Genomic DNA, 21,205 nt, shown 5'->3' with positions numbered 1-21,205 from the left:
GGAACAGCAAAGGAAGGTGGTGAGCGGCTTAATCCCGCACCCCCCCATTCATTCTTTCTTTGATCGAATCAACGAACTGGTCGAAGAGATAAGCGGCGTCGTGGGGGCCGGGGCTGGCCTCCGGATGGTACTGCACACTGAACGCGGGCTTGCCCAGAATTCTGATTCCCTCGATGGTGTCGTCGTTGAGGTTTCGGTGAGTAACCTCGACGATATCGAGATTCTTTTCGATTTCTTCCGGGCTGACGCCAAACCCGTGGTTCTGGCTCGTGATCTCGCTCTTACCCGTGAGCAGGTTGAACACGGGATGATTGATGCCCCGGTGGCCGTTGTGCATCTTGTAGGTGGGGATACCGACGGCGCGGGCCAGAATTTGGTGGCCCAGGCAGATACCGAACATCGGTTTGTCCTCGGCCAGCATGGCCTGAGCCGTGTGGACGGCATAGTCCATGGCTCCCGGATCGCCGGGGCCGTTGCTGATGAAGAGTCCATCCGCGCCAAAGGCATTGATCTCCTCGATGCCGGCACGGGCCGGGAACACCTTTACGTAGCAGTCGCGACTAAGGAAATTCCGTAGAATGTTCTTCTTGGTTCCCAGATCGAGTACGGCTATTTTGATGGATGCGTTGGGGTCACCCATGGTGTAAGCCTCCTTGGTGGTTACCCGACTGCTGAGTTCAAGTCCCTCCATATTGGGGGCCGCGCCCAGTTGTTGCTTCAGGTCTTCCAGATCAAAATTTTCGCTGGAGATGATCGCGTTCATGGCACCCTTATCGCGAATGTGGCGGACGATGGCCCGGGTGTCGACATCGCTGATGCCCACTACGCCCTCTTTTTCGAAGTATTCCTGGATGGAGGATTGTGCCTGTTGGCGGCTGTAGGGAACCGTAAAGTTCTTACAGATCAGTCCGGCAATCTTGACGCTGTCCGATTCAATCTCCGAATCGCTGATGCCGTAGTTCCCGATGTGAGCGTTGGTAGCAACCAGGAGCTGGCCAAAATAGCTGGGGTCGGTGAAGATTTCCTGGTACCCCGTCATGCCGGTGTTGAAGCAAATTTCTCCGATGGTCGTACCGATCTTGCCTGCTGCTTTGCCGTGGTAAGTGGTTCCGTCTGCCAGAAGCAGTATTGCGCGTTGGTCGCTCATATTTATTCGGCGAGTTAATATATTGCTCGCAAAGATAGTTAAAGGCGGAGGACCTGGAAGACAGGTAGTAAATTGCATTTTGTGAAAGGAAAAGAAAAGCAGACTTACGACGCGATCGTCGTAGGTACCGGAATCAGCGGCGGATGGGCAGCCATGGAGTTGTGCCGCGCCGGACTCAAAACACTTGTACTCGAACGCGGCCGGTCCGTCGAACACGGTGATTACCCCACCGCTAACCTCGACCCCTGGGAACTCCCCTACAACGATCGGGTACCCGCCCACGAAAGGGAGGCCCACTACGCGAAGTTGGGCCGTAAGGATTACGTGCTCCGGCAAAGCAGCAAAGATTTTTTCGTTAAGGACGACGAGTACCCCTATACCGAAAAGCGCCGTTTCGACTGGATTCGGGGATACCAGACCGGCGGGCGCAGCCTCATGTGGGGTCGCCAGTGTTACCGGCTCAGCGATCTCGACTTCACGGCCAACGCCCGGGAGGGAATCGCGATCGATTGGCCCATCCGCTACGCCGATCTGGAGCCATGGTACGATAAAGTGAGCCGCTTTGTCGGCGTAAGCGGCCGCTCCGAAAACATGACCCAGTTGCCCGACGGCCCCTTCCTCCCCGCCATGCCGTTCAACTGCATTGAAACCCAGTTCCGCGATCGGGTGCAGCAGAAGTATCCCGAACGCCGGGTCACCCACGGCCGTGCCGCTCACCTTACCGCTTACGACCCGGAAGTGCACCTCGGCACCCGGGGCAAATGCCAGTACCGCGACCGGTGCATCCGGGGCTGTCCGTACGGAGGCTACTTCGCAAGCAACTCCAGCACCATTCCGGTAGCGCGAGCCACCGGCAACATGACGCTGCTCAATCACGCCGCCGTACGGGAGGTGATCTACAACGCCGATGCCGGACGCGCCACCGGCGTCAGGGTAAAGCATTCCGACACGGGCGAAGAAACCGAATACTTCAGTCGTGGAGTGGTTTTTCTCAATGCCTCAACCCTCAATACCGCCGCTATCCTACTCGCCAGTAAGTCCGATGCCCAACCCAACGGATTAGGGAACGACAACGATCAGGTCGGGCGCAACGTCATGGACCACCACCACCGCATCGGTGCGTCGGGATCGTTCGAGGGCCACCGCGACCAAATTGAAAAAGGCCGCAAGCCCAACGGCTTTTACGTTCCCCGCTTCGTAAATCTCGGCACGAAGGAGTCAAAGCGCGACTACCTGCGCGGCTTCGGCTACCAGGGCGGCGCAAGCCGCGATGGGTGGTGGCGCCTGGTACGGGAGGCCGACCTGGCCCTCGGACCGGAACTCAAACAACGACTCCTGGAACCGGGAGGATGGAGCATCGGCATGACCGGCTTCGGCGAATCCCTCTCCAACCCCAACAACCGCGTAACGCTGAATTACGACCTGCTCGACAAGGACGGACTGCCGACCCTCACCATGGACGCCGGCTTCGGAGAGAACGAGGCGCTAATGCGCGAAGACATGGGCACCTACGCCGCCGAAATGCTGGAAGCGGCGGGCGCCAAGAATATTCAGATCTTTCGGGAAGAGGCTCACCCCGGCTTCTCGATCCACGAGATGGGTGCCGCCCGCATGGGTCGCGATCCGAAGACGAGCGTTCTAAACCGACACAACCAGGTATGGAACTGTAAAAACCTGTACGTCACTGACGGTGCGGCCATGACCAGCGCCGCTTGCGTTAATCCAAGCCTAACCTACATGGCCCTCACCGCCCGGGCGGTAGACCACGCTGTCAGCGAGCTGAATAAGCAAAATCTGTAGGTAGGCCCTGCACAGATTTACTGAGGGTTCGTCTCCGGATCCGTACCAAGGATTTCGGTGAGCTCGGGCTCGAACAGTCGGGCAATGTATTCGGCGCCCGACTTCGTAAGGTGCTCCGTATCCTGACTCATGAACTTACCTTCCGGCGTAAATACGAGGATCTCCCCCTCGTCGTTCGCCAGCTTGGCCAGTATGTCTATATAGCGGTCGCCCCACTCTTCCTGCAGCTCCCGGTTGCGCCGCGGTCCGTGCGCCTTCATTTTGGTACGGTACGTAACAAAATTAGTTTCGTCAGTGATGTTGTTATAGTGAATTCCATTGCTGAACCCGAAATCTTTCGTTCCGAACACCCAGACCTTGCTCCGGTCCGCGGTAAAATTATGCGCCTGGCCGAGAGATTCTAAAAAGTCCTTGCCGAAGGTGCCCTGGGCGCCCAGTATCACCCTATCGGCTTCCTCAAAGCGGATGCGCAGGGAATCATCGGTCATAACCCGGCTCAGTTCGAAGTACCTTACCTCCAGCTTATCGGCAAGCGCCGACTCCAGCAGTACGTTCGCGACGTCACGGCCGAAGCTGTTTCCGATCACCAGCACCTTGGTCTTACCGGTATCGGAAAATCCTCGATCGAGTCGCTTTACCTTTTCGTTGTACTCGATGTGGATGTTACTCGATCCGCTGAAGAAGTTGCGCCGGTCACCGAGCTCCGCACGGTAGAGGTTCAGTTCTGGATAATCCTTGACGATCCCCCCAATGGTATAAATGTAAAATGCCGCACCGGTCGTAACTACGAATGCGGTTCCTACCGCCAGCAGTACGGTCCGGGTTTTCATCACCTGTGGCTTGCGGAAGGGGTTCTCAATACCGTAGTACGTAGCAACCGACAGGACTAAGGTAAGCAGGCTCAGCGCTACCGCCCACCCGGTGGTGATCTCCTCGATGAAGGCTGTCCGCGCGAAGGCAAACACGAGCTGGTGCCACATATACAGGCTGAAACTGATGTTGCCAATGAACCTGACGACAGGGTTCGCCATGATCGCCTGGTACACCCGATCCTGATCGAAGTATTGTTTGCCGGTTATCAGTACACCGACCGTGAGCATGGTCGTCAGCAGCACCTTACTGGTGTTGCTCTCCAGAATAGGGGCATACATGATCAACGTGGTCAGTGCCAGTAGGGTGTAAAGCAGCACGCGGCCCTGTCCGTACCGTTTAATGGTAGTATTCGTAAACAGGATGGCCCCGAGTCCACCGATCGATAGCTCGAAGAAGCGGTACTGAATGAAGTAGAAACTTGCCGCCACGTTACTCTGCAGCAGGAAGGCAACCATGGAAAGCAGCGTCAGGACGATCAAGATTCCCTTAACGTACCTGATTTTTTCTCCCTTGAAGAGAAAGAACAGAAAGGGATAGAGCATATAAAACTGCTCTTCAATGCCCAGACTCCAGGTGTGCATCAGCGGCTTATACTCATTCTTTACGGCCCAGTAGTCCGAAGAAGTGATGTACATCAGAATATTGTTGGCCGAAAAATTCGACGCGACGACAGCCTGGCTCAGGTTCTCCAGATCGTCGGGCAACATGTAGATGAGCCCGAGCACCAATGCAACGCCGGTAATGAACAGCAGGAGAGGGATTATCCTCCGAATTCTTCGCTCGTAGAAGTGAATGATGGAAAACTTCCCCTTCTCACTCTGGTGATAAACGATACTGGTGATCAGGTACCCGCTTATGACGAAGAACACATCTACCCCCAGGTAACCGTTCGGGAGCAACCCCAGGTGAAACAAAATGACGGAAACGACCGCGAGTGCGCGCAATCCATCAATATCCGTTCTATACTTCAAAGTAAATACTTTACTGAATTCAAGGCTGGTGGGAGTAGATGGGGCGTTTGGTACGGCTACCCCGGTTGATAAACAACAGTGAGTCAATGCCCGGCATCCACATTATAGTGTCGAAAAGGCTACGTTCGGTCCATCGCCAACCTTTTGCTGTACGAAGATACGGTCCGGCCAGTAGGACGACAAAGTACTAACGTGTAAAACGTCGACATCGACATCCGGGCCGATATTATAAATTTCTCCGCCCTACGCGCGCGTTTTCCTCATCCCACCGTCTCGCCCTGATTCATCGGCAAGTAGGCCTGTCCGGCAACCGAACTACTCAGCGACGGCGCGCGCTCGTAAAGCCCGGCGAAATCAGACAGCGTAGCCCCCGGATTGTCCGCCAGGAACTGAGCCAGCCTAGCCGTCACGATGGGTGCCGAGATCGATGTACCCAGTGGGAAAGTGGTATCTCCGGAGTTGAATTCCGGAACCCGGGTGGTCTCATAGGCGGCAACCGTAACCCGCCGGGGACCGTAGTTCGAAAATTTGCTGAGCCGTACGGCATCGGCGGTGGGCTTGCCGTCGTAGTGGTAAGCTGCCGTGGTGATCAGGTGCTTTTTGAAGGTAGAAACCGTTGAGAAGCCGGCGGGCCACTGGGGCGTTTTGTCGATGTTGGTCGTGTCGTTACCGGCGGAAGCGACCAGGTAGCAGCCTTGCTTCACGGCCGCTTCCAGGGCACACTGAAGGGCCGGGGGTGCCTTTTCGGCGTACATGCCCCAGCTCATGTTAATAATGGTACTCTTTACGGTCGCCGCTTCAAAGATGCCCACCAGGGCCCCGAAGTAGGAAGAGATGGCCTCCTCGCCGAAGATCTTGAAGTGTACCATCTTTAGGGGAGCCTCGGCACGGTAGCCACCGATAATGGCACCGGCCACGTAGGTACCGTGGGGAGCTTCGTCCTGGGGCTCCTTGTCCTTACCGATGAAGTCGTATCCTAATCCGCCGGTCTTCACAAATTCCGATTCCAGGGGCCGATCGTACCGGCTGGGCTCCCAGTGATTGCGGTTGTGAACCGAGTAATCCACCCCCCCATCGACGACGGAAACAACAATGGGCGTCCGGTCCCGATCAAACTTCGTGTGCGGCCGAAAGACCGGTTCGCTGTCTCCCCGGGGTCCGGTGGGGGACTTATCCACGTCGCCTTCCCTATTAGTAGGGTCGTCCGGGTGTCTTGCATTGACGATGTAATCGGGCTCGGCAGTCGCGTCGATCGTATCCTTCTGCGGTCGGACCCGGGCCGCTGCACCGCCGGTCGTATTGGGATCCAGACCAGGAGGAATTCCGAGCACAACGACACTGCCCAGCGGACCAAAATACGCTTCCGCTTCCTCGAGCCCCGTTCTGCCCGCCCATTTTCGCAGGTATTCTCCGTCTGCCTCGCAACTGCTGAGTAAGATGCGCTGGAACGACTTTCGATTGTGGCTAAAGGATAGCACCGTTCGGGGGCCGTCCGTTGGCTGATTACCTAGGGCCCGATAACGGATGCCGGGCTGAGCCGGGGGCTCGCGCTCGTAAACGGCCAGGGCGACGAAATCCGCCGGATCGAATTTTTCCTCGGGATTATCCGCCAGACTGAACCGGATGATGTACTCACCACCCCCCGGCAGGCCCCCGTCTACCTTCACTTTCTTGACCACCTCCCGGATTTCAATACATTCCGTCAGTGGCTTCACTCCATCATCGGATCGCCCGTACACCCGCAGCTGGAGCGTGGCCGGAGAGCCGTTGTACACGTGGAGGGTAAAGGAATTTCCGGCTATGCCCTTCAGTCGCGCGATCCGGTAGTTCCCTTCGGAACTACAGTCTTCTTTAAGTCCGGACAGGTCGTCTTCGGAGTAAACCACGCGATCCTGGAGGCGGTCAAAGCGCAGCAATTCGGGTTCGGGTTTATCGGGATGACTGGGCCGCAATACGGACGGGCTTGCCCGTAAATCCTGCTTTTGGCGTCGCTTGAGCCATATTCCGACAGCAACTAGACCGGCGCCGATCCAGCGAAGAGTGTGCTTGGGTGGTTTCATGTGTGTAAACGTTAAATTGAGTGTTCTACGTTGCTTCGGCTTACCTGCAGGTATGACAGAAAATAGGAAGTGTAAAAAAAGGATAACGAGGTACCGGCTGATGCTACGCACGGAAGCGCGCCCTGCACTGTTAATACGCCACACCAATTGTGCGTTACTAATTTAGTCCCCATTTTGTTACGCCTCACACTTCTTTTTGCCACCTGCCCGTCCTCCGACCTGCCTATAGCGCCGATAATTGCATTATCTTGTCAATCCATTACAATCCAATTTTAGCCTAATGAATCGCCGCAAAGTCCTTAAGAATACTGCCCTCGGTCTTGGTACCCTCGCCATGGGGCGGGCCATCGCCGCTACCGATGCCGCCACTAATACTGTCGCTGGGACCACCGCCGGGACCGCTACCACCAATCACAGCGCTTGCTTCTGGTGCTACAATGGCATGACCCTCGAAGAGCTCTGTGAACGCGGCGGCGACGTCGGCCTCAAAAGTATCGAGCTTACTACCGTCGATCAATGGCCCATCCTGAAAGCACACGGCATGACCTGCGCCATGGGCACCCTCAAGGAGTTCAGTATCGACCAGGGCTGGAACAATCCCGCCAACCACGAAACCCTGCAGGCAAACTACACCAAGGCCATTCGCGACGCAGCCGATCACGGCATCCCCAGCATGATCGTGATGAGCGGTAACCGGCGCGGCATGAGCGATTACGACGGCATGATCAACTGCGCCGTCGGACTAAAACCCATGGTGAAACTCGCGGAAGAAGCCGGCGTAACCCTCCAGATGGAGCTGCTCAACAGCAAGGTCAACCACCCCGACTACATGTGCGACCGTACCCAGTGGGGCGCCGCGCTGGCCGAAATGATCGGATCCGACCGCTTCAAACTGCTTTACGACATCTACCATATGCAAATTATGGAGGGAGACATCATCGCGACCATCGAAAAATATCACCCCTACATCGGGCACTACCACACCGGTGGAGTACCGGGCCGCCACGAGATCAACGACAGCCAGGAACTCAACTACCCGGCCATCATCCGGGCGATCCACGAAACCGGATTTACCGGCTACGTAGCCCAGGAATTCATTCCCACCTACGACGACAAAATCAAAGCGCTGGAAGAAGGATTGCGCATCTGCGAGGTATGAAAACCCCGCCGTACCAACTGATCGCCAACGTTGGAAGCATCCTGCTGGTAATGTTCGTCATCGCCGCTTACCGCTTCCTGCCCGGCCGTATGCCGGAGTGGGGATTCAGCCTCGCCTGGGTCGTCGCCGGACTGGTCACCGCCAGTTTGGCTATAGAGCTCTGGCTGCTGTGGCGCGACTTCCGCTCCGGGGTGCTCTTCCCCATGCGCAATGCTTCACTGTTCATTCTCCTGCTCAGCGTGGTCGGCATGCCGACCTACCTGATCTACCTCCTGTTCACGGGGCAGGACCCCGGACCGTCGACCCTCCTCCTGCTTCCCGTATTCCTGGCATTCGCGGTGCGCAACCTGTTCCGGATCCGAATTGACAACCTCACCCTACGGGCAAAAACGGGCTTCCGTTCCCCCGTCGAATTTCCCCTTTTCGACATTACTGCCGTGGAGCAGGACGATCGCTCAATTACGGTACAATCGGAGAACGGACGTACCGTTAGGCTACTCCGTGCCTTTTTCTTCCCCGGTCACTGGGAACGATTGTCAACCAAGCTGTCCGGCCTGTCCCGCCGGGCGGAATAATCGCCCCCCCGGAGCCTGAACAGTAACAAGCCCGCAACAAGCAACGCCAGTACCCCACCTATGCCCCATCCCACCACGGGTACTGCACCCACTGACCAGCTGTCGGTCAGCACAATGGGTCCCGGATCACCGTAAAGCACTACCCCCGACCAGTAGTACGGGTGGGCGTAGTCCGGCGAGGAGCGATGATCGGCCTGCGCGTGGTTTAGAGCGGTAGCCCGCCCCTCTCCATTCACCAATCGGCGGTAAAAGTCTACGATCAGCCCCTTAGTCGCCCGGTCGTCGACCTCCCATAGGGTAGTGAGCGTACTACGCGCTCCGGCACTGGCCAGGGCACTGGCAAAACTCATCGTCGTTTCCCCGGCCGCCAGTTCTCCCAGGGAAGTTTCACAGGCCGAGAGTACCGTCAATTCATTGTCCAGGGGCAAATTGCGCAGGTCATTGAAGTAGAGCATTTCCGCCCGGTCGATGCTGTCGCCCAGTTGGCTAAAGGCCACGTAGCTCAGATTCGGGTTGCCCGGATGAACGCTCCCGTGACTCGACAAGTGCAGCATCCGGGCACGCCCCAGCGAAGCCAGAAAGTTGTCGCGGTTGGCTTCCCGGCCGTAAAAAGCGGTTGTACGTGCCACCAATTTGGCGATCTGGCTCACCTCGTCCTTGTTGTTGGCCAGGGGGTGTAGGGTTCCCCGACCCGGCCGAAACGTCGGAGCAAAAGCAAGCAGGTCCTCTTCATAAGTCCGCGCCGGGCGCTGCGCCACTTCCAGCACGAAGCCCGCACTATAGGCGTAGTGCACGTCAGTCTTGCCCTGCAGGTACTTCACCGTATGGTAATCGAGCGGTAGGGGGGCGGCTTCCAGCGGTAAGGCCGCGAACGGCAGGTAATTAAGGCCACCGTCCGGCACAATGCACAGGCGGGGCCGCAGGTGCAGTGAATTGAGCACGGGAGGCGGTATCAATTGGTGGGTAAGCCTAAGCCCCTGCTCCAGAAATTGGCGGTCGAGGGAATCCTGTACGGCAACGGGCCGAAGGCTTTTGCGGCGGTACTCCCCCTCCGCAATACTCTCCCGCCACCGGTTGATCTCCGCATTAAGGTCCGCGGCCCCCTCAATGGGATAAACACTTAGCCGGCCGTCGGGAGTAACGACGAACACGAGGCCAAGTGAGCTGCCCAGGTGATATTCCAGCAGGGTACACTCGTTGCGTTTTATGTATTCGGTAAGGACTCCGCGATCCAGGACAAAGGGCTGTGGCGGAGTGGACTCGCTGCTTTCGCGCAGCAGGTCCAACTGAATCCGAGCTTCGGCAAGCACGTCGCGCTGCGCCGTTTCCCCCTCCGCCACCCGCCGTTCCAGGGCAGCTATACGCTCGTTCAGTCGTTGTTCCTCCACTGTTCGTTGACCGGCGGAGCGCAGGTTGGCCAGCAGACTGTAGGAGCGGGCGCGTTCGCTAAGAGCAAAAGCTTCCCAGAGGTGCGCCGTATCCTGGGTATTGCAGTACGCTCGGTAGTGGAGCGCGATGGCATTATCGAAGAAGGGGCGGAGGTTCTTACTCAAATAACTACGGCTATCGAAGTCGCTGACCCGTGAGCGGAGGTGGTCCTGCAGTGAAAGTACCGTATTGTAATCCTTCAGTGCCGCATTGCCTTTGTTCAGGGCGGTCAGGAATTCCGCCCGCGCCGAGAGCAGATCGATCATCGGCACGATATCGCCGGGATGATTGATCGCCCACCGCCCCACCGTATCGCCCGGCGAGGTGCCCAGGTAGCCGAGTTTCTGGTTAATCAGGGCGATGGCCTGTTCGCTACGCCCCATTGCGTGGAGCGCCCGGGGGTACTTGTCTACGATGGCGTATTCCCGCAGCATACCGGAATCATCAAAAACCTTCCGGGCCCGACCGTCGAATACATCACCCTTAGCGGCATTGCCCTTCCCCCCGTGATACTCTGCCAGGTTAAGGTACAGGTAGCCTAGAATGTAGGACTCCGGATTGCTGGCCACGAGAACTTCTACACCCTTCGTCAGACTATGAAAACTCGCTTCTTCATCGCCGAGCTCCCGTTGAGTGATGGCCAGTTGGTTGTATGCGCTGGCGGTATTGGCGGCCTCGTCGTACTTCGTAAGGGAAGCGTACGTCAGGGAACGCCTGGCATTTACGAGCGCTTGGTTCAGCTTGTCCAGCCGGAGCTGTACGATGGATGCATTATAGCAGGTATAAAACGCATCGTCGGGGGAGATTCCGTGCATTCCGTCGAGCAAAGTGAGTGCCCGGTAGCTGGCACTCAGTGCAAGCTGAAAGTTTCTACGCTGCTGGGCTACATTACTCAGGGTATTGAGGCTTCGGAGCAAGTTGAGGCTGTCTACGTCCGCGACGGATTCATAAATAGCAACGGCTTCACGGATTACGTCCATGGCTTCATCCAACCGCCCCAGGTAGGATAAGGGGTCTGCCAGCCCACCCCGCGAATGGGCGCGATCGTTGTGGGGACCGGCATAGATGCTATCCCTCACCCCAATGGCCTCCTGAAACCAGTGGGCAGATAGGGAATCCTCTGCCTCACTAAAGGCCAATACGCCCAGTTTATGCAGGGCTAGGCCAGAGAGACTATCTACGATCATTCGGCCCGCTCCGTCATAGGGAACAGTCGTCAACAACTCCCCAGCCCGTGCATAGTCCGCTGTATTCAAATACTGAATCCCCTGCGTCAAATTTACCCTACGGGCGGAATCACGAAGGGCGGGGACACTGGTTACCTGGGCGGTCAGCGACCACGGCAGCAGACCAATGAGTAAAACTGCCAACAAGGTCCGGTATGCGGTAGTCATGAAATGGATTCATTCAGGTGTGCTCCTTTAAGATAGGCCACTGCTTGGAATTCCCCGCGTTGTCCCGACTTTCCCCATCTTTGCGGGCTTACCAGCTACACCAGAACAGTATAAAGATGCAAGACCTCCGCAAATCCATAGAATCCGCCTGGGACAACCGCGACCTGCTCCAGGAGTCAAGCACCCAGGAAGCCATCAACTCCGTCATCGAGGAGCTCGACAAGGGCAGGTTGAGGGTAGCCGAACCCGGTCCGGACGGTGAGTGGATGGTCAATGATTGGGTAAAGAAGGCCGTCGTCCTCTACTTCCCCATTCGCAAAATGGAAACCGTGGAGGTGGGCCCCTTCGAGTTTCACGACAAGATGGAGCTGAAGCGGGACTACGCCAGTCAGGGAGTGCGAGTGGTACCCCACGCCATCGCCCGTTACGGAGCCTACCTAGAGAGCGGAGTCATCATGATGCCCAGCTACGTCAACATCGGTGCCTGGGTCGGTAGCGGCACCATGGTCGATACCTGGGCCACGGTCGGCAGTTGCGGGCAGATCGGTCGCAACGTCCACCTCAGCGGCGGCGTCGGTATCGGAGGCGTCCTCGAACCCCTGCAGGCCACTCCCACAATTATCGAAGACAACTGCTTCATTGGCTCCCGTTCCATCATCGTGGAAGGGGTACGCGTACGGAAAGAAGCGGTTCTGGGAGCCAATGTCGTTCTGACTCAGAGCACACGGATCATTGACGTTACCGGCTCCGAACCCGTCACCTACCGTGGTGAGGTGCCCGAGCGGTCAGTGGTCATTCCCGGCAGCTATACCAAGTCGTTTCCCGCCGGCGATTACCAGGTAAGTTGCGCGTTGATCATCGGTAAGCGGAAGGAAAGCACGGACAAGAAAACGAGTTTGAATGCGGCGTTGCGGGAGCATGATGTGGCGGTGTGAAAATTTACAATTTCAAATTTACCATGTACCATTTAGCTACCGCTGTTACATGCTCGCTGCGCTCGTCTCTGAGATTTTCCACCGCGGATCGGCTGCGCCTAGGGCAGATTGCTTCGCAGATTAACGCGGATTTCTGGCCCGCTCCTCTGTGCGTTCCTTGCACCTACGGCCCCGTCCTACTGTTACGCGTGTGACGTGCGGAGCTAAATTTAAAATTGGCCATTTGAAATTTGAAATTTGTTACCGCAGATCGGCTGCGCCTAAGCAGATTGCTTCGACGATTCACGCGGATTTTTGGCCCGCTCTTCTCCGTATTCATTGCACCTGCGGCCCCGTCTAACTGTGGTTCCTGTAGCGTGCGGAGCAAAATTTGAAATTGGCCATTTGAAATTTAAAATTTGTTTACCGCAGATCGGCTGCGCCTAAAGTAGATTGCTTCGCAGATTAACGCGGATTTTTGGCCCGCTCCTCTGTGCGTTCCTTGCACCTACGGCCCCGTCCTACTGTTACGCGTGTGCCGTGCGGAGCAAAATTTGAAATTGGATATTTGAAATTTGAAATTTGCTTACCGCAGATTTATTGCTTGCTCTTCCATGCTTATCCTTGCACCTGCGGACCCGCCCTCCTGTTGCGCCGTTGCCGTGCGGAGCAAAATGGTACTTTGTACATCGTCCTTTGTAAATTGTAAATCTACTTGCACCTTTCCCACCTCAAGCTCACCCAGTTCAAGAACTACGAAAGTCAGCACCTGGACTTCTCGCCGCGGTTGAACTGTTTCGTGGGATTTAACGGGGCGGGAAAGACCAATCTGCTGGAGGCCATATACTACCTCTGTATGAGCAAGGGGTACGGCAGTACCGTGGATCAGTACAGCATCCGCCACGGGGACCGGGGGGCAAGGATCGGTGGGACGTTTGTACTGGACGACGAGCGGGAAGACCGCATCGTGGTCAAATTACGGAAGCGCCAGCGGAAGGTGATCGAGCGCAACGGCACCGCTTACGCGCGCATCAGCGAGCACGTGGGTAGATATCCGGTGGTGATCGTGACGCCCGACGACATTAATTTAGTGCTCGAGGGCAGTGCGACCCGTCGAAAATTGCTCGATAATAGCCTGAGCCAGACCGATCCCCAGTACCTCAATCACCTGATCACCTACAACCGGCTGCTCGACAACCGCAACGCCCGCCTGAAGGAACTCGAAGGCCACCCCGACCATACCGGACTGCTCGGTGTGTACGATGCCCAAATGGAAGCACCGGCGATGTACATCTTCGAGAAGCGAAAAGAATTCGTGGACCCGTTCACCGAATTGCTCACCCAGGCGTACGCTACCATCAGCGGACGGCGGGAAGAAGTGGGGCTGGAGTATAAATCGCAACTGCTGGATACCGGCTGGGAAACCCTACTCGCCGAGCGCGCCGAAAAGGATCGCATCCTGCAACGGACCACCGGGGGCATACACCGCGACGAACTGGTGTTCACCCAGGACGAGCATCCCCTGCGCCGGGTTGCCAGTCAGGGACAGTTGAAATCGTTCGTTCTTTCCCTGAAATTGGCTCAGTACCGCCTGCTTGAGCGCAGCACTAATCGTACCCCGATCCTGCTGCTCGATGACATCTTCGATAAGCTCGATCACGAGCGGGTCAAGCAGTTGCTCGGCCTGGTGATGGGTTCCACATTCGGTCAGCTCTTCATCACCGATACCGATCCGGAGCGCATTACCTCCCTCATCAGTCATGATCCCGCGGTGGAGTGGCAGCGATTTTTGGTAGTCGACGGTGTGGCACGCAACGAAGCGGAGTGGAAACGGTTTCTAGAGGAAGAGTAGTCGCCATGTACAAAATCCCGCCAAAGAAACCCGAGCCCCAGGAGCTGAAGATGGCCTTCATGCGCCTCCTTCGCAACAACCACAACGAGGCCGGCTACTTCAAGGCCCGCACGAAGATGGTCTGGGAAAAATTCTTCGGCAAGCACGTAGCCCAGCACACCCGCGACTTCCTGGTCCGCAACCGCAAACTCTACGTCTACGTCACCAATGCCCCCCTGCGCAACCAGCTCACGATGGTAAGGGAAGGCATCCGCACCCGACTGAATGAGGAGTTTGGGGAGGAGTATTTGGTGGAGGTGGTGATTAAGTGAGTTAGTCGGTTAGTTCGGTAGTCTGTTAGTCGGTTAGTCATTTCGCCCCGCTAACGCACTAAACGACTAACGAACTAAAAGACTACCCCACTCCCACTCTCGCACAGTCATCAACCACCGGGCAGCTTTGGCATTTTGGACGGGTACCGGTGCAGACGTGTTTGCCGAAGGGGACGAGGACGCGGTTGATTTCTATCCACAGGTCTTCGGGCAAAATTTTGGTGAGGGCGTCGCGGGTTTGGTCGGGTGTTTTTGTGGCGACATAGCCCCAGCGGTTGGTGATGCGGTGGACGTGAATGTCGACGGCGATGATCGGATAATTGAGGGCAACGCCGAGGGCAAGGCTGGCGACTTTGGGTCCGACGCCGCGGAAGGCGATGAGCTGGTCGTAGTCGGCCGGGGTTTCTCCTCCGTAATTTTCGATGATGCTGCGGCTAAGGGCGAGGATGTTATCCGCTTTGGCGGGGGCAAAGGTGGACTTGCTGATAGTTTCGATGAGCGTTTCCCGGTCGAGGCGGACCATATCTGCGGGCGTACGGGCCAGGGCGAAGAGCTTGCGGCTGACTTCGGTGCTCGTCTCGTCGTAGGTGCGGACGCTGATGATGCTGCTCACCAGTTGCTCGTAGAGGCTGTCGTAGCCTTCGTCGCGCAGACCGAACATGGCGGCGGGTGCCTTATCGGCGACGGCCCCGGCGCAACGCGACAGGACGGAGTGAATGGGGAAATCGCTCATGTATGAGAAACCGGTATCCATCCACCAAATGTTTGGCGGCGCATAGGTCTGATCCGCCCAGGATTCTGGAAAGTTACTCGATAAATGGTCACAAAACTTGAAAAATGCTTGAAACTCAAAAAACGTACAACTAACTGGGAATGAATATTTTACAATATTCATAATCGTTTTTATACGTTTACATACATTTATACTCGCAAGTATGCGTTTAAATGACGATTACTGGATTGGGATGCCTTCACCTTTGCATCGTCACCGATTGAAAGCATGGTGTACTGCTTCATCAGCGATCGACCGGCGGCACATTTCATCACCAATGCTTGTGTCCATTATTAATGCGACAAGGGGCACGAGCCATTACCAATCCTTTTTATCATGAATGTACGTAACAGTGTAACCCTCATCGGTAACGTCGGTCAGCTTCCCATCACCAAGACGCTGCCGAGCGGCAACCGGGTGATCGAATTCAGCCTGGCCACCAACGACAGCTACCGCAACCGCGAAGGGGAGAAGGTCACCCGCACCGAGTGGCATCGCGTCAAGGCATACGGCAAGTTGGTTGATACCCTCGAGCGCTACCTCACCAAGGGCACTCAGATCGCTCTTACCGGCATGCTTCGTTACAATAAGTGGACGGACAAGTACGAGCAGCAGCGAAGCAGCGCCGAGATCATCCTCGAGGAATTCACCTTCCTGAGTGCAAAGGAGCGCAGCACGAGCGACGCCGATCACGAAACCGCCGAAATGGAGGTAGCCGAGCCCGCACCCAAGAAGACCTCGAAGCGGCGGGCAACGAAGAAGTCGGAAAAAACATCCGTTACCCCGGCCGAAGACCTGCCCTTCTGAATGCAGTTGGGCACCCACCTTCCTTTCATCCTTTAATCACATAACCGGATACGGAAGGGAGGACATTTTTGCAACGTAATGACGCCTTACCCCGGATCCGTCTACCGCTTAGAGAAACCATAGGCGCGTTTTCTTCACCCAGACGAACAGCAGGAAAGGTCGGGACCGGCATTCCTCCCCCCCCCCCAGGGCGAGTGAGTGCTGGTCTTTTTACTATACCACCTTCAGGCTGAGATCCAGGCTAACGGCCGAGTGCGTGAGTGCGCCTACAGAGATGAAGTCTACCCCGGTTTCTCCGACTTCCCGAATGCTATCGAGGGTGATGCCGCCGCTGGCCTCCGTCTCGTACCGGCCGTCGATGTGCGCTACGGCTTCGCGGAGCAGGGGAATCTCGAAGTTATCGAGCATAATGCGGTCGATCTGGCCCACCTCGAGCACTTCCATCAGTTCCACCAGATTGCGGACCTCCACTGTGATGGGAAGTTGCATGGCGTTCTCGCGGAAGAAAGACTGTACGCCCTCAATGGCCTTCGTGAGGGAACCTGCCGCATCCACGTGGTTGTCTTTGATCATGATGCGATCGTAGAGCCCGTCGCGGTAGTTGTAAGCTCCGCCCAGGCGCACCGCCCACTTCTCGAGGAAACGCAGATTGGGCGTTGTTTTTCGCGTGTCGAGCACCTTAACCGGCAAATCTTCCACTTCGAAGGAGTAGCGATTGGCCAGTGTAGCGATGCCACTCATGCGCTGCATGGTGTTGAGTACCAGGCGTTCGGCCTGGAGTAAGGCCCGCGTGTTGCAGGTCACGAAGAAGGCTTCGTCGCCTACGTGCATCAGGTCGCCGTCCTCCATTTTCTGTTCGAACTCCATACTGGGATCGACTGCGCTGAAGATCATCTTGGCTACCTCTACTCCGGCCAGGATGCCGACATCCTTGACTAAAAGCCTGGCGGTGTCCCGCTTATTCACGGGGATGGTTGCCTCGCTGGTGAAGTCACCGGGGCCGACGTCTTCGGCAAGGGCTTCGTTGATAAATTGCAGTATGCGTTGACGTAAGCTTTCGTCTATTTTGGCCGACATATGTTTACTTTGGTGCGCTACCAGACGTCTGGCAGTCTATTCAGTTAGGTCCCTGGCGGCAAAGGTACGCCTTCCCGCTACCACCGGTAAATCGTACCCCGTGATCGAAGCGTATTTTTTCGAGGTGCAGGCTCAACTGTCCAGTTCGTTGGTCGACTGGAAGAACATCAGACGTGCCTACGCGGGTCGGCCATACCACAACCTGGACCACCTCAATGAGATGCTGACCCACCTTAAACGGCACCAATCAGCGGCCGGCGCCGACCCGCTTCCCTTGGACCCACTGATCTTTGGAGTAGCACTGATCTACCACGACATCGTGTACCAACCAACCAGGGCCGACAACGAAGCCCGCAGCGCCCAGTCCGCGGTCAAAATGCTCCGGCGGGAAGGTAATCTCAGCGAGGGCCGCATCGACCGCTGTCGCCGGCTCATCTTGTCGACCAAAAAGCACCGCCCTTCCCCCGACGACGACGGCGACGAAGCACTGCTCAACGACCTGGACCTGGCCGTACTGGCGCGCGATCCCATCAGCTACGACCGCTATGCCGACGCCATTCGCAAAGAGTTCTGGATGTTTCCCGGTTTCGTCTTCCGTACCGGACGGATCAAGACCCTCACTAACCTGCTCGATCGGCCGCATATCTACCACACTGAATTGGGCCGCCAGGAATACGAAACACCCGCCCGGGAAAACCTCTGGCGTGAACTCCGCAATCTCTGATCGGAATTCAGGCTAGTTAGCGCGCCTTCTCATCCAGCAGCAGCCGGATGTCCTCCATCAAGTGATCGACCTCTTCCTCCACCAGTCCGCTGGCGTAGGCCCGTACGAAGCCCTCCCGATCCACGAGTACGATATACCCACTGTGATCGAATCCCCCCGGCGCGGCGTCGTTCTCCATGGCGATGCTCAGGTAATCCTCATCCAGATCATAGATTTCGAACTTGTCGCCGTAGATGAAGCGCCAGCGATCCATGTCCTTAATGCCCAGTTTATTGGCATAATCGGTCATCCGCTCCGGGGTGTCGCGCTTCGGATCGACGGTAAAGGAAACGAGGCGAAAATCAGGATCGTCCCCGAATTCTTCCTCTAACCGCAGCATCTGACTGGCCACCTTCGGACAGATGGTCGGGCAGGAAGTAAAGAAGAAGTCGGCTACGTACACCTTACCCCGCAGGTCCTCACTGCCGAAGGGGCGGTTGGACTGATCGACGTACTTCCAGGTCCGCACCGGCTCCGGAGAAACCACTCCCGTTTCCGGATCGAAGGGGTGGTTGCCCGGAAAGCCCAGGCTGTCGGTCAGGTAATACCCCGATTCCGAATCGACCGGATGGTGCTGCAGGTAGGGCGGAGCATGCTCCGGATCGACGCCGTTTTCGTGGTCGTGCCCACAGGAGACCAATGTCAGAGCAGCAAGCAAAGTAAGGCCGCGTAAATAAGTCATGCGCAATGGTATTCTGTCCTATTTGGAAAGCTGTTCGAAGGTCGACAAGCCGCACCGCAGGAATGTTTCGTAATCCTCCACGTCGGGAGTGTAGGCGACCGGCGGATTCAGCAACTGCCCATCGGGAGAAACCAGCGCATAGTACGGCTGGGTAGCGTGCTGGAAAACCTGCTGTTGAAAATAGTGCCACTTCTCCCCCACCTGATCGATCTTCTGGGTACGCCCCGATCCGTCCAGCCGCGCCACCTCGCGGTGTTCCGCCTCGGGCAGTTCCTTGCGGTCGTCGACGTAGAGGCTGATGAGTACGAAGTCCTCCGTCAGAAGCTCGTTGATCCGGTCCTCGCTCCAGACGTTCTCCTCCATCTTGCGGCAATTGACGCAAGTGTAGCCGGTGAAGTCCAGCATCACCGGCTTATTCACCTTACGCGCGTAAGCCAGACCCGCATCCAGGTCCTTAAAACAGGTGATGCCCTGCGGACAATCACAGGGATTGAGGTAACTGTAACACACCGGCGGTGCGATCCCACTGAGCAGATTGAGAGATTGGTAGCTGCCCGTTTCTTTATTCGTCGTAAACCCGAAGGCTAAGTAAGCGGTAAACAGTACGCCGGCAACGGCAATAATGGCAGCCACGGGCCCCACTTTTCGCTTGCTGCTGTCGTGCGGGAAGCTGATCCAGCCGAAGAGGTAAGCCGCAATTCCGAAAGAACACAGCATCCATACGATCAAAAAGGGTTCGATGCGCAGCAGGTTCCAGTCGCCCACCAGATCGGCGTTGCTCAGGAACTTGAAGGCCAGGGCCACCTCCACGAAGCCCAGCACCACCTTCACGCTATTGAGCCAGCCACCCGACTTGGGCATGCTGTTCATCACGCCGGGGAAGGCCGCAAAGAGGGCGAAGGGCAAGCCGAGTGCCACCCCGAATCCGGCCATACCGGCCGTTAGGGGCCAAGCACCATCACTCACCGCCTCTACCAGCAGGCTACCCAGGATCGGACCGGTACAGCTAAAACTGACCAGTGCGAGCGTAAGCGCCATGAAGAAAATTCCCGTTACGCCCCCCGTCCCCTCGGCCTGACTGGCGCGATTGCTCCAACTCTGCGGCAGCACCAGCTCATAAAAGCCGAAAAAGCTCCCCGCAAAGACCAGAAAAACGGCAAAGAAGACCAAATTCAGCCAGACGTTGCTGGCAATGCTGTTCAAAATCGAGGGATCGATGCCCGCCACTAGGTGAAAGGGCACACTCAACAGCACGTATATCAGGAAAATGAAGAAGCCGTAGAGGGCCGCCCGTTGCACCCCCTGGCTCCGACTGCCGCTGCTCTTCGTAAAGAAGCTCACCGTCAGCGGGATCATCGGAAAGATGCAGGGCATGATCAGCGCGAACAGTCCGCCCAGTAGCCCCAGTCCGAACACCCCCCAGAGGCTTCTGCCCCGGGTCACGGCCTCCCCCTCGCTGCACGTTCCGGCCGGTTCGGTGTTGAAGCATACCTCCGTTTCGGTCCCCGATTCGGCGAATACCTCACTATCCGTTACTGCTTCTCCACCAATTCCGTCCAGCGTAGCTACTCCGGCCGCCGGATCGAAGGTGAAGGGCAGGTCGCGGGGCGGCAGACACATTTCGTCGTTGCAGGTCTGGTAGGTCAGGTACCCACTCACCGTTGCATCCCCTTCTAGTTGCACAACCTGGGAATACGTGACGTTGCCTCCGTCGATCTTACTCACCACGGCCTCCCAGGTTGTATCGTATTTTTTCTTGAGGGTAGCGGAAGTTTCGGTGACCTCCCCGATGGCCGTCACCCCGCTGCCCTCGTCGATTACCAGTTCGGTCGGGATGGGCCCGATCTCCGGGTCGACGGTGGTGCTGTACACGGTCCAGTCGTCGATCATGGTGCCGGTCATGGATATTCGGTAACGGCTTCCCTCCAGCGTTTCGACGCGCAGTTCCCAGGCTACCGGCTCGTTCTCGGTCGGCGCGGGCGTAGCGGCGGTGTAGGTGGCCAGCACTTCCTCCTGCGGTTGGTCGTTCACTTCAGTGGGGGCGGCGGCGGGTGCTACTTCTTCCGGCACTACAGGGACAGCCGTCGCTTCTTTGGGCGGGGCCGCAGGTGCCGGCGGACTCAGGCTAAAAGCAAACTCCTCGGTCGTCGGCGGCAGGCACTGCTCGTCGTCGCAGCACATGAATTCCACCTCACCGGTGATGGGCGTCGTGTAATCAGTCACCCGGACGGTCTGGGTGAAGATCGCCGGCTCGTCGCTCAGGTACTTGATCACGTTTACGCCGAACAGCTCGTCCATTCCCTCCTTGCGGTGACCGGATTCCTCTACCTCGCCGATCCGTTCGTAGTGGTCGCCTTCCGTCCAGTAGAAGGTGGTCGGCACGGGCCCACCGTCGTCCGTATGCTGACTGTAAATGGCCCAGCCGTCTTCCGCAGTTGCCGTGGCGATCAGCTCGAAGCGGTCCTCGCCCAGGGCCCGTTGCTCGAAGGTCCAGGAGATCGGACTGGCAAACTGGGCGAACAGGGTAACGGAAAGCAGACTGAACAGCAGAGTCAGGCGTAACGCCATGGGAAAACAATTTACCGTGGTAAGACGAAGGATGATGAAGATAACGCCGTGT

At 57.1% G+C, this 21,205-nt stretch carries 16 protein-coding genes; 8 read left to right on the top strand and 8 right to left on the bottom strand.

All coding sequences use genetic code 11. From position 1 onward, the window contains the following. Positions 1–28: 28 nt before the first annotated feature. Positions 29–1,147: a glutamine-hydrolyzing carbamoyl-phosphate synthase small subunit gene (gene carA / locus GGR28_RS08050; RefSeq protein WP_183495250.1), complete on the bottom strand. Its 1,119-nt coding sequence runs from the start codon at positions 1,145–1,147 to the stop codon at positions 29–31. An 81-nt stretch (positions 1,148–1,228) separates the two neighbouring features. On the opposite strand from carA, the gene GGR28_RS08045 reads away from it, so the two are divergent. Next, positions 1,229–2,947: a GMC family oxidoreductase gene (locus GGR28_RS08045; protein WP_319936710.1), complete on the top strand. Its 1,719-nt coding sequence runs from the start codon at positions 1,229–1,231 to the stop codon at positions 2,945–2,947. A 17-nt stretch (positions 2,948–2,964) separates the two neighbouring features. Here the strand turns inward: GGR28_RS08045 and GGR28_RS08040 are convergent, their stop codons facing one another. Further along, positions 2,965–4,791 (bottom strand): acyltransferase family protein, encoded by a 1,827-nt coding sequence (locus tag GGR28_RS08040; protein WP_183495249.1) that lies wholly within the window; start codon positions 4,789–4,791, stop codon positions 2,965–2,967. A 260-nt stretch (positions 4,792–5,051) separates the two neighbouring features. Then, entirely contained in the window at positions 5,052–6,851 is a 1,800-nt protein-coding gene (locus tag GGR28_RS08035) for a S8 family serine peptidase (RefSeq protein ID WP_183495248.1), read from the bottom strand. Positions 6,852–7,131: 280 nt separating this feature from the next. Between GGR28_RS08035 and GGR28_RS08030 the strand changes: the two genes are divergently transcribed. Beyond that, complete coding sequence (locus GGR28_RS08030) at positions 7,132–8,010, top strand: hydroxypyruvate isomerase family protein (protein ID WP_183495247.1); 879 nt, start codon at positions 7,132–7,134, stop codon at positions 8,008–8,010. After that, complete coding sequence (locus tag GGR28_RS08025; RefSeq protein WP_183495246.1) at positions 8,007–8,585, top strand: hypothetical protein; 579 nt, start codon at positions 8,007–8,009, stop codon at positions 8,583–8,585. Before GGR28_RS08030 ends, GGR28_RS08025 begins: the two co-directional genes overlap by 4 nt. Here GGR28_RS08025 and GGR28_RS08020 read toward each other — a convergent pair. Then, a complete protein-coding gene (locus GGR28_RS08020) occupies positions 8,531–11,407 on the bottom strand; it encodes a CHAT domain-containing protein (RefSeq protein ID WP_183495245.1) in 2,877 nt (958 codons plus the stop codon). The two genes, GGR28_RS08025 and GGR28_RS08020, sit on opposite strands and share 55 nt — an antisense overlap. A gap of 116 nt (positions 11,408–11,523) precedes the next feature. Between GGR28_RS08020 and GGR28_RS08015 the strand changes: the two genes are divergently transcribed. The 3 genes from GGR28_RS08015 (at position 11,524) to GGR28_RS08005 (ending at position 14,484) form a co-directional block, all read left to right on the top strand. Next, a complete protein-coding gene (locus GGR28_RS08015) occupies positions 11,524–12,342 on the top strand; it encodes a 2,3,4,5-tetrahydropyridine-2,6-dicarboxylate N-succinyltransferase (RefSeq protein WP_183495244.1) in 819 nt (272 codons plus the stop codon). A gap of 694 nt (positions 12,343–13,036) precedes the next feature. After that, complete coding sequence (recF, locus tag GGR28_RS08010; protein ID WP_183495243.1) at positions 13,037–14,173, top strand: DNA replication/repair protein RecF; 1,137 nt, start codon at positions 13,037–13,039, stop codon at positions 14,171–14,173. Positions 14,174–14,178: 5 nt separating this feature from the next. Then, complete coding sequence (locus tag GGR28_RS08005) at positions 14,179–14,484, top strand: DUF721 domain-containing protein (RefSeq protein ID WP_183495242.1); 306 nt, start codon at positions 14,179–14,181, stop codon at positions 14,482–14,484. A gap of 82 nt (positions 14,485–14,566) precedes the next feature. Here GGR28_RS08005 and GGR28_RS08000 read toward each other — a convergent pair whose 3' ends face one another. Beyond that, entirely contained in the window at positions 14,567–15,238 is a 672-nt protein-coding gene (locus GGR28_RS08000; RefSeq protein WP_221233838.1) for an endonuclease III domain-containing protein, read from the bottom strand. A gap of 354 nt (positions 15,239–15,592) precedes the next feature. Here GGR28_RS08000 and GGR28_RS07995 point away from each other — a divergent pair, with 354 nt between their 5' ends. After that, a complete protein-coding gene (locus tag GGR28_RS07995) occupies positions 15,593–16,063 on the top strand; it encodes a single-stranded DNA-binding protein (RefSeq protein ID WP_183495241.1) in 471 nt (156 codons plus the stop codon). A 213-nt stretch (positions 16,064–16,276) separates the two neighbouring features. On the opposite strand, the gene nadC is transcribed toward GGR28_RS07995, so the two are convergent. Beyond that, positions 16,277–17,140 (bottom strand): carboxylating nicotinate-nucleotide diphosphorylase, encoded by an 864-nt coding sequence (nadC, locus tag GGR28_RS07990; protein WP_183495240.1) that lies wholly within the window; start codon positions 17,138–17,140, stop codon positions 16,277–16,279. 100 nt (positions 17,141–17,240) lie between these two features. On the opposite strand from nadC, the gene GGR28_RS07985 reads away from it, so the two are divergent. Next, positions 17,241–17,864, top strand: a complete 624-nt coding sequence (locus GGR28_RS07985; protein ID WP_183495239.1) for an HD domain-containing protein — start codon at positions 17,241–17,243, stop codon at positions 17,862–17,864. 16 nt (positions 17,865–17,880) lie between these two features. On the opposite strand, the gene GGR28_RS07980 is transcribed toward GGR28_RS07985, so the two are convergent. After that, positions 17,881–18,585 (bottom strand): SCO family protein, encoded by a 705-nt coding sequence (locus GGR28_RS07980; protein ID WP_183495238.1) that lies wholly within the window; start codon positions 18,583–18,585, stop codon positions 17,881–17,883. Positions 18,586–18,603: 18 nt separating this feature from the next. After that, on the bottom strand, positions 18,604–21,153 hold the full coding sequence (locus tag GGR28_RS07975) for a protein-disulfide reductase DsbD family protein (RefSeq protein ID WP_183495237.1): 2,550 nt from the start codon (positions 21,151–21,153) through the stop codon (positions 18,604–18,606). Positions 21,154–21,205 lie beyond the last annotated feature (52 nt).

The sequence above is a fragment of the Neolewinella aquimaris genome (assembly GCF_014197245.1).
GTDB classification, from domain to species: Bacteria; Bacteroidota; Bacteroidia; order Chitinophagales; family Saprospiraceae; genus Neolewinella; species Neolewinella aquimaris.
Note: the sequence above shows the minus strand (reverse complement) of the source record. Positions and strands in the feature narration are given on the sequence as shown.

Coding starts and splice junctions, on each gene's coding strand:
- carA (WP_183495250.1), bottom strand. CDS start 1,147: ATGAGCGACCAACGCGCAATACTGCTTCTGGCAGACGGAACCACTTAC.
- GGR28_RS08035 (WP_183495248.1), bottom strand. CDS start 6,851: ATGAAACCACCCAAGCACACTCTTCGCTGGATCGGCGCCGGTCTAGTT.
- GGR28_RS08030 (WP_183495247.1), top strand. CDS start 7,132: ATGAATCGCCGCAAAGTCCTTAAGAATACTGCCCTCGGTCTTGGTACC.
- GGR28_RS08025 (WP_183495246.1), top strand. CDS start 8,007: ATGAAAACCCCGCCGTACCAACTGATCGCCAACGTTGGAAGCATCCTG.
- GGR28_RS08020 (WP_183495245.1), bottom strand. CDS start 11,407: ATGACTACCGCATACCGGACCTTGTTGGCAGTTTTACTCATTGGTCTG.
- GGR28_RS08015 (WP_183495244.1), top strand. CDS start 11,524: ATGCAAGACCTCCGCAAATCCATAGAATCCGCCTGGGACAACCGCGAC.
- GGR28_RS08005 (WP_183495242.1), top strand. CDS start 14,179: ATGTACAAAATCCCGCCAAAGAAACCCGAGCCCCAGGAGCTGAAGATG.
- GGR28_RS08000 (WP_221233838.1), bottom strand. CDS start 15,238: ATGGATACCGGTTTCTCATACATGAGCGATTTCCCCATTCACTCCGTC.
- GGR28_RS07995 (WP_183495241.1), top strand. CDS start 15,593: ATGAATGTACGTAACAGTGTAACCCTCATCGGTAACGTCGGTCAGCTT.
- nadC (WP_183495240.1), bottom strand. CDS start 17,140: ATGTCGGCCAAAATAGACGAAAGCTTACGTCAACGCATACTGCAATTT.
- GGR28_RS07980 (WP_183495238.1), bottom strand. CDS start 18,585: ATGACTTATTTACGCGGCCTTACTTTGCTTGCTGCTCTGACATTGGTC.
- GGR28_RS07975 (WP_183495237.1), bottom strand. CDS start 21,153: ATGGCGTTACGCCTGACTCTGCTGTTCAGTCTGCTTTCCGTTACCCTG.